Source organism: Roseicyclus sp. (genome assembly GCF_052168335.1).
Lineage (GTDB): Bacteria > Pseudomonadota > Alphaproteobacteria > Rhodobacterales > Rhodobacteraceae > Roseibacterium.
In genome coordinates, this window is the sequence record NZ_JBQLZP010000626.1 from 1 (window position 1) to 8,443 (window position 8,443).

At 72.6% G+C, this 8,443-nt stretch carries 6 protein-coding genes and 1 pseudogene; 2 read left to right on the plus strand and 5 right to left on the minus strand.

The genetic code is table 11. The annotated features are described in order from the left end of the window. The 4 genes and pseudogenes from ACTS11_RS19165 to ACTS11_RS19180 form a co-directional block, all read right to left on the minus strand. A pseudogene (locus ACTS11_RS19165) lies at positions 1-1,038 on the minus strand (hypothetical protein); the annotation flags it as partial. Positions 1,039-1,046: 8 nt separating this feature from the next. Next, complete coding sequence (locus tag ACTS11_RS19170; protein ID WP_442641889.1) at positions 1,047-1,988, minus strand: prephenate/arogenate dehydrogenase family protein; 942 nt, start codon at positions 1,986-1,988, stop codon at positions 1,047-1,049. Then, positions 1,985-3,064, minus strand: a complete 1,080-nt coding sequence (gene hisC / locus ACTS11_RS19175; RefSeq protein ID WP_442641890.1) for a histidinol-phosphate transaminase — start codon at positions 3,062-3,064, stop codon at positions 1,985-1,987. The genes ACTS11_RS19170 and hisC overlap by 4 nt, the downstream gene beginning before the upstream one ends. A gap of 91 nt (positions 3,065-3,155) precedes the next feature. Then, positions 3,156-5,348: a primosomal protein N' gene (locus ACTS11_RS19180; protein WP_442641891.1), complete on the minus strand. Its 2,193-nt coding sequence runs from the start codon at positions 5,346-5,348 to the stop codon at positions 3,156-3,158. Positions 5,349-5,423: 75 nt separating this feature from the next. Here ACTS11_RS19180 and fsa point away from each other — a divergent pair, with 75 nt between their 5' ends. Then, complete coding sequence (gene fsa / locus ACTS11_RS19185) at positions 5,424-6,077, plus strand: fructose-6-phosphate aldolase (RefSeq protein WP_442641892.1); 654 nt, start codon at positions 5,424-5,426, stop codon at positions 6,075-6,077. A gap of 63 nt (positions 6,078-6,140) precedes the next feature. Here fsa and ACTS11_RS19190 read toward each other — a convergent pair whose 3' ends face one another. After that, complete coding sequence (locus ACTS11_RS19190) at positions 6,141-7,208, minus strand: YeeE/YedE family protein (RefSeq protein WP_442641893.1); 1,068 nt, start codon at positions 7,206-7,208, stop codon at positions 6,141-6,143. A gap of 347 nt (positions 7,209-7,555) precedes the next feature. Here ACTS11_RS19190 and ACTS11_RS19195 point away from each other — a divergent pair, with 347 nt between their 5' ends. Further along, entirely contained in the window at positions 7,556-8,287 is a 732-nt protein-coding gene (locus tag ACTS11_RS19195) for a DUF484 family protein (RefSeq protein WP_442641894.1), read from the plus strand. The last annotated feature ends 156 nt before the right edge of the window (positions 8,288-8,443 follow it).

Below are 8,443 nucleotides of genomic sequence, written 5' to 3' on the forward strand. Positions count from 1 at the left end.
GGCGCCCTCCGGGGCATCGCGGGCCTCGGGAGCGCCTTCCGCGGTGGCCTGCGCTTCCGCCGCTGTATCGTCGGCGATCCGGGGCCCTTCGGCGTCGCCCTCGCCGGCGGCGGGAGCGGCTTCCGCGGTGGCTTCCCCCGCCAAGCGGGCATCGGGCACGGCGATAGCATCGCCATCGCCTTCGTCGGCGGCGGGCGCGCTTTCCGGCGCGCGGTCGGCGACGGGCGCGGCACCGGGCGCGGCACCACCGGAGAGGGCGGAGCCTCCCTCCACATGCGCGTCATCGGCAGCGGGAGCACCAACCGCGGTCCCATCAACGGCGGGGGCACTTTCGTTGTCCGTCACGGCAGCGGCAATATCGGGGGCTGGCGTCGCCGGTGAAACGGGAGGCTCTCCGTCCGGGGGAGCGGGCCGGCCGGGGGACGCGTCGTCGACACCGGGCGCAGTCCCGGTCATCGCGGCGATCTCCTCCGCGCCGGGGGGCTCGTCGGCGGCGGAGGCGGCCTCCGGGGCGGTCCCGGCGCCGCCCCTCTCTTCTGAGATCGCAGGCCCGCCACCGGCACGGTCCACGGGCAGCGCCTCCCCCGCGCCCCCGTCGGCAACCGGGCCGCCGCCCGCGCCGGACGCGCGCGCTTCGCCGGTGGCAGGACCGGCCGCAGGAGCGGTTCGCGCGGCAGGAGCCGGCCCTGTTTCGCCCGCACCTTCGGATGCGTCAGGTGCCTCCCCGTCGCCGGTGCCGGCGGCCGCGCGCCGCCCTTCAACGGCGGACCCGGTCCCGATGTCGGCGGTGATCTCTTCGGCGGAGGCGGGGTCGCTCCCGGCGGCGGGCGCCGCAGACGCCCCGGTAGCTCCTTCGGTGACGGCGGCCTCGTTCCCGGCGGCGTCTCGCGGCACGAAGGGCCGCGGGCTCGGCAGAAGCGGCGGCTGCGCCGCCGAGATCCCGCGCGGCAGCGGCACGAGCGAGCGCGAGGGCGCTTCGGCCCCAGCCATCGCGACGGTCAGGGCGAGCGCCAGCGCGGCCAGGCCGGCGGGGCGCACGCCTCCCCTCATTCGGCCGCGTCCTCGCGGCGGCGCGGGGTCTTGGAGCGCCCGAAATCCGGCGCGTCGGTGTCCTGTCCCGCCTCGATGATGCCCCGCCGGATCGCGCGGGTCCGGGTGAAATAGGCGTGCAGGTGCTCGCCGTCGCCGGTGCGGATCGCCCGCTGGAGCGCGAAGAGCTCCTCGGTGAAGCGGCCGAGGATCTCGAGCGTCGCGTCCTTGTTCGTCAGGAACACGTCGCGCCACATCGTCGGGTCCGAGGCGGCGATCCGCGTGAAGTCGCGGAACCCCGCGGCGGAGTACTTGATGACCTCGCTGTCCGTCACGCGGCGCAGGTCGTCGGCCACGCCCACCATCGTGTAGGCGATGAGGTGCGGCGTGTGCGAGGTCACGGCGAGGACGAGGTCGTGATGGTCGGCGTCCATCTCCTCTACATTGGCGCCGCACCCCTCCCAGAGGCGGCGGAGCCGGTCGATGGCGGCACGGTCCTCGCCCGGCTCGGGAGTGAGAAGCACGTAGCGGTTGTCGAAGAGCTCGGCGAAGCCCGAGCGGGGGCCGGAATGCTCGGTCCCGGCCAGCGGGTGCGCGGGAACGAAGTGGACGCCCTCGGGGATGTGGGGGGCGCATTGCGCGATCACGTCCCGCTTGACCGAGCCCACGTCGGTCACGGTCGCGCCCGGCTTCAGGACCGGCGCGATCTCGGCCGCGACCGCGCCCATGGCGCCCACCGGCACGCAGAGCACGACGAGGTCGGCGTCCCGCACGGCCTCGGCCGCCGTCTCCACCACGCGGTCGCAGAGGCCGATCTCGGCGGCGACGCGGCGCGTCTCCTCCGACCGGGCGGTGCCCACGACCTCGCCCACGAGGCCCGCCCGCCGCATGGCGAGCGACATGGACCCCGCGATGAGGCCGAGCCCGATCAGGGCGACGCGGTCGTAGATCTTCGTCATTTCGCCCCCCTGAACGCGCCCAGCGCCGCAAGCACGCGGTCGTTGTCCTGCGGCCGCCCCACCGTGATCCGGAGGCAGTGCGGCAGGCCGTAGCTCTTCGGCGCGCGCACGATGATGCCGACCTCCTTCAGGTGCGCGTCGGCGGCGTCGGCCTCGGCCTCGTCGGCGAAGCGCGCGAGGACGAAGTTCGCGAAGCTCTCGTCGCAGCCGATGCCGAGCTGGCGGAGGCTGCCGGTGAGGCGCGTGCGCTCGGCCGCGTTCACGCGCAGCGCCTGCTCGACCCATTTCACGTCGCGCACCGCCGCCTCGGCCCCCGCGAGCGCGATGTTCGAGAGGTTGAAGGGCTGGCGGATGCGCGTCAGCACCTCGACGATCGGCAGCGGCGCGTAGCCGAAGCCGACCCGCACGCCGCCGAGGCCGTAGACCTTGGAGAAGGTGCGCGTCATCACGACGTTGCCGCGCGTCTCCACCAGCCGCGCACCGCCGTCGTAGCCGGCCACGAACTCGGCATAGGCGCCGTCGAGGACGAGGAGGCACTCTTCCGGCAACGCGGCGGCGAGTTCCTCGAAGGCCTCGAGGGGCAGCATCGTGCCCGTCGGGTTCGCCGGGTTCGCCACGAAGACCAGCCGCGTGCAGTCGGTCACGCGGTCCAGCAGCGCCTGGACATCGACGACCCTCTCGCGCTCGGGCGCGACGACGGGCGTGGCGCCCGCAGCGAGCGCGCAGATCCGGTACATGCCGAAGCCGTGCTCGGGATAGAGCACCTCGTCGCCGGGGCCCGCGTAGGCCTGGCACAACAGCGTCAGGATCTCGTCCGAGCCGACGCCGCAGATGATCCGCGCCGCCTCGAGGCCATGCACCTCGCCGATCGCCGTCCGGAGCGCGGCGTGATCCGTGGACGGATAGCGGTGCGCCATGGTCGCGGCCTCCGCCATGGCGCTGACGGCCGAGGGCGGCGGGCCGAACGGGCTTTCGTTCGAGCTGAGCTTCAGGGGCGCGACATGGCCCGCGAGGCTGCTCTGGCCCCCCTGGTAGAGGGCGATCTCCATGATCCCGGGCTGGGGCTGGATCGTCACGGTCTTGGGCTCCTTGCAGGAGTCGGCGGATGCGGCGCGTCATAGCCCCGGCATCCGGGCAAGTGAACTTGCAAACAACAGATGACTGCTATCAGTAGAAGCTCTGCGGGTCGATATCGACACTGAGCCGCACCTGCGCGGGCAGCTTCAACCCGCCGATCCACCGCCCGATGGCCGCCTGGAGGGCGACGCCCTTCGGCGCCTTCACCAGCATCCGCACGCGGTGGCGGCCCCGGACGCGCGCGATGGGGGCGGGCGCGGGACCGTAGACGACGGCGCCCGCGTCGCGGATCGGACCGTCGTTCCGGGCGAGGTGGGTGCCGAGATCGAAGGCGGAGGCGGCGTCGTTCGCGCTGATGATGATCCCCGCGAGGCGTCCGTAGGGCGGCATCCCGGCCGCCTCCCGCTCGGCCGCCTCGGCCCGCCAGAAGCTCTCCTCGTCGCCGTCGAGGATGGCGCGGATCACCGGGTGCTCGGGCTGGAAGGTCTGCAGGAGCGCCACGCCCGGTTTCTCGGCCCGGCCCGCCCGCCCCGAGACCTGCCGCATGAGCTGGAACGTCCGCTCCGCCGCGCGCAGGTCGCCGCCCTGGAGGCCGAGATCGGCATCCACCACGCCCACCAGCGTCAGGCGCGGGAAGTTGTGGCCCTTGGCCACCAGCTGCGTGCCCACGATGATGTCGGTGTCGCCTGACGCGATCTCCTCGATCTGGGCCTTCAGCGCGCGGGCCGAGCCGAAGAGGTCCGAGGACAGGACCGCGATCCTGGCGTCGGGGAAGACGGCTGCGGCCTCCTCGGCCACGCGCTCGACGCCGGGGCCGACGGCGGCCATCTTGCCCTCGGCCCCGCAGACCGGGCAGGTCTCGGGCAGCGGTTTCGTCTCGCCGCACTGGTGGCAGACGAGCCGCTTCTGGAAGCGGTGCTCGACCATCCGCGCGTCGCAATGGTCGCAGCCCACCTGCGCCCCGCAGGCCCGGCACAGCGTGACCGGCGCATAGCCCCGACGGTTGAGGAAGAGGAGCGCCTGTTCCCCCGCCTGCACCCGCGCCGCGACCTCCGAGGTCAGCGTCGGCGAGAGCCAGGATTGCGACGGAAGGTCCTCGAGGCGCATGTCGATCGCCGCCATCTGCGGCAGGACGGCGGTGCCGAAGCGCGCGGTCAGGTCGAGGCGCGCATACTTGCCCGCCTGCGCGTTGGCCCAGGTCTCGAGCGAGGGCGTGGCCGAGGCCAGCACCACCTGCGCGTCGTTCAGGGACGCCCGCAGCACCGCCATGTCGCGCGCGTTGTAGAGCGCGCCCTCCTCCTGCTTGTAGGAACTGTCGTGCTCCTCGTCGACGACGACGAGGCCGAGGTCGCGGAACGGCAGGAACAGGGCCGAGCGCGCGCCGACGACGAGCTGCGCCTCCCCCTGCCCCAGCATCCGCCAGGCCCGCCGCCGCTCGGTCATGGTGACGCCCGAGTGCCACTCGGCGGGCTTGGTGCCGAAGCGCGCCTCCACCCGCGTCAGGAACTCCGCCGTCAGCGCGATCTCGGGCAGGAGCACCAGCGCCTGCCGCCCCTTGCGGATGCACTCGGCCACCGCCTCGAGATACACCTCCGTCTTGCCCGATCCGGTGACGCCCTTGAGGAGCGTGGTTCCGTACACTCCTGCACGGATACCTTTTCGCAACGCCTCGGCCGCCGCCGCCTGATCGCCGGTCAGCGCCTTGCCCGGCCGGTCGGGGTCGAGCGGCAGGTAGGGCGCGTCGCGCGGCGTATCGACCTCCTCGACCACACCCTGGGCGGCGAGGCCCTTGATGACGCTCGTGGAGACGCCCGCATGCGAGGAAAGCTCGGACAGCGTGAAGCCGAGGCCGCCGTATTCCACCAGCGTCTCGACCACGCGGGCACGCGCTGACGTCATGCGGTCGGCCTCGCCCTGGCCGAGCCGGTAGACCTTGCGCATCGAGGGCGGGTCGCTCAGGCCCGGCACCCGCGTCGCGAGGCGCAGCATCTGGCTGAGCGGCGTCAGCGTGTAGGCGCCCGCGCGGACCAGGAACTCGCGCATCTCCTCGCGCATCGGGGCGGCGTCGAGCACGCGGGTGACGACGCGGACCTTCGCGGGATCGAAATCGCCCTTGCCCTCGCCCCAGACGACGCCCAGCACCTTGCGCGGCCCCAGCGGCACCTCCACGAAGGCGCCGAGCCAGCACCCCCCCTCCGGCGCGCGATAGTCGAGCACGCGGTCGATGGGTTCGGGCGTGAGCACACCCACCAGCGCGCCTTCCTCGAAATAGGACCTGCTCATGCCTTTCAGCCGTACCGCCCTTGCGCTAGAAGGCCGCCAGATGACCACGGCCCCCGCGCGAAAGGAACCTCGCCCATGAAATTCTTTGTGGATACCGCCGACATCGACGCCATCCGCGATCTGGCCAAGCTCGGGATCGTCGACGGGGTCACCACGAACCCCTCCCTCATCATGAAATCCGGCCGCGACATCAAGGAGGTGACGGCCGAGATCTGCGAGCTCGTGGACGGCCCCGTCTCGGCCGAGACCGTGGCGCTCGACGCCGAGGGGATGATCGCCGAGGGCAAGGAACTGGCGCGCATCGCCGACAACATCGCGATCAAGGTGCCGCTGACCTGGGAGGGGCTGAAGGCCTGCAACGCGCTGACGAACGAGGGCTTCATGGTCAACGTGACGCTCTGCTTCTCGGCGAACCAGGCGCTGCTGGCCGCCAAGGCGGGCGCGACCTTCATCTCGCCCTTCATCGGTCGGCTCGACGACATCAACCTCGACGGGATGGAACTGATCTCCGAGATCCGGCAGATCTACGACAACTATTCCTACGACACCGAGATCCTCGCGGCCTCGATCCGCACGGTGAACCACATCAAGCAGGCCGCGCTGATCGGGGCGGACGTGATCACCGCGCCGCCGGGCGTGATCCACGCGATGGCGTCGCATCCGCTGACGGACAAGGGCCTCGAGGGCTTCCTCAAGGACTGGGCGAAGACGGGGCAGAAGATCCTCTGATCGCCGGGTCACGAAACGCGAAAGGGCGGCCCCGATGGCCGCCCTTGTTCGTTTGCGCGCAAGCTACTCCGCCGCGACGAGGCCGCGGGAGCCCCGCGCCGTCCGCGCGTCGAGCGCGCCCGCGGCGAGCATCCCCGCGGCGATGGACGCGAAGGCGAGGAGCGCCGCGAAGGACAGCGTCGGGATGCCCGACAGGCCCGCGCCGACGGTGCAGCCGCCCGCAAGCACGCCGCCCACGCCCATCAGCGCCGCGCCCGAGAGCGAGCGGCCCATCTGCGCCGGGCTCTCGAACCCTTCCCAGGCGAAGCGGCGGGAGAGGATCGCGGCGAGAAACGCGCCGCCGAGAACGCCGCCGACGAGACCCACGCCGAAGCCGGGCTCGCGCAGCGTCGAGGCGACGGACCAGAACAGCGTGTCGGCCCAGGGCGCGGTGAAGGACAGGCTCTCGAGCGCGATGGGGTCGAACTCGTCGTGCAGGAGGAAGCCGGTGCCGACCCAGCCCGCGGGCACCGTCGCGCCCAGGAGCGCCGCGCCCGCGAGGCTCCAGCGCCCCGCGCCCGAGCGGAAAGCGACGACCAGCGCTGCGGCAGCCAGCGCCGCCGTCCAGGCCCAGGCGCCGCCCGGAAGCTCGGCCAGCGAGACGGCGCCGAGGTCGACCGAGACCGAGGCGAGCGTCGTGCGCACCGGCGCGAGCACGCCCTGAAGCGTCGCGTGCGCGGCCACCGCGAAGACGAACAGCGCCGTCAGCGCGCGCAGGTTGCCGCCGCCCGTCAGCACCGTCAGCCGGGTGATGCAGCCCCGCGCCAGCACCGCGCCCGCCCCGAAGAGCAGGCCGCCCGCGACGAGACCCAGCACCGGCAGGGTCGTCGCGTGGAAGCGATGCTCGGAAAACCCGATCCAGCCCGCCGCGACGGCGGCCTGCGTGCCGACGATGGCGATGGCGAGCGCGAGCGCCCAGACGCCGCGCGCCGACGCCCGCTCCTCCACCGGGCCGACGAGAGCGCGGCGCAGGCAGAACCGGGTCAGGAGCGCGAGCGCCCCGAAGACCAGGCCGAGCGCGAGGCCGAACCAGACCGAGGCGGCGCGGGGGCCGGCCTCGAGGCCGAGGGCGAGGGAGATGGTTTCGAACATCGCGAGACTCCGGCCGCGTGCGGGAACAGGGACGCCGCGAGATAGGGCTCCCCCGAGCGCGCGGCAAGGGCCGCTGCCGGAACGGGCGTTCCGCGCCCTCGCCCGTTCGCATCCCGAAATGCCCTCTCCGAGGCGCCGAACGGGAGGAAAACGGTCCGATCGTCCCGGATGGAGACCGCCCGGACCTTTCTTCATGCCGCCGCGCCGGGCCGTGCCCGAATTGTGACCCGAACCGCACAGGAGCCGCCGGGGGCACCGCCCGGACCCGCGAAAATCCTTCCCCGCAGCGCGCGCGCCATGTTAGCCCTCTCGTCAACAACACGAAAAACGAACGTGAGGCAGATCCCGTGAGCAGTGAACAGGCCGAGATCCGGCCCGATTTTCTTGACGACTGGCGTGCGCGCGTGCTCGAGGACCCCGAGCTCATCCTCGAGGACCGCGACCTGATGCGCGCGCTCATCGCGGCGAACGACCGCCAGATGGGCGGCAACATCGTCGACATGCGCGGCATCGCGATGGAGCGGTTGCAGAACCGGCTCGACCGGCTGGAGGACACGCACCGCTCGGTCATCGCGGCCGCATACGAGAACCTCGCGGGCACGAACCAGGTGCATCGCGCGGTGATGACGCTCCTCGACCAGGACGACTTCACGCAGTTCCTGAAGGCGCTCGGCACCGACGTCGCGGCGATCCTGCGGGTGGACCGCGTGCGCCTCGTGCTCGAATCGAGCGAGGCGACCGAGACCGAGGCCCCGCGCGTCCAGAAGCTCGAGGACGTGCTGACGGTGGTGAGCCCCGGCTTCGTGCAGGATTACGTGACCGGCGGGCGCGACGTGCCCTCGCGGCAGGTCACGCTCCGGCAGGTGACGTCCGGCTCCTACCGGATCTTCGGCGACGAGGCGGCGAACTGGATCCGGTCCGAGGCGCTGATGCGGCTGGACCTCGGGGCGGGGCGGCTTCCGGGCCTGCTCGTCATGGGCGCCGAGGATCCGCACCAGTTCCGTCCGACGCAGGGCACCGACCTTCTCACCTTCTTCGCGAGCGTGTTCGAACGGCTGATGCGCCGCTGGCTCGGCTGAGGCCGTGTCCCTCGCGCTGACGCCCGCCGTCCGCGACCTCCTCGAGGGGTGGCTCACGCACCTGCGCGGCGTGCGCGGGCGGGCACCGGCGACGGTCGAGGCCTACGGGCGGGACGTGGCGGGCTTTCTCGGCTTCCAGGCGGGGCATCTCGGTGG

Excerpts from the sequence above, each read along its gene's own strand:
- ACTS11_RS19170 (WP_442641889.1), bottom strand. The coding sequence starts at position 1,988 with ATGACGAAGATCTACGACCGCGTCGCCCTGATCGGGCTCGGCCTCATC.
- ACTS11_RS19190 (WP_442641893.1), bottom strand. The coding sequence starts at position 7,208 with ATGTTCGAAACCATCTCCCTCGCCCTCGGCCTCGAGGCCGGCCCCCGC.
- ACTS11_RS19180 (WP_442641891.1), bottom strand. The coding sequence starts at position 5,348 with ATGAGCAGGTCCTATTTCGAGGAAGGCGCGCTGGTGGGTGTGCTCACG.
- fsa (WP_442641892.1), top strand. The coding sequence starts at position 5,424 with ATGAAATTCTTTGTGGATACCGCCGACATCGACGCCATCCGCGATCTG.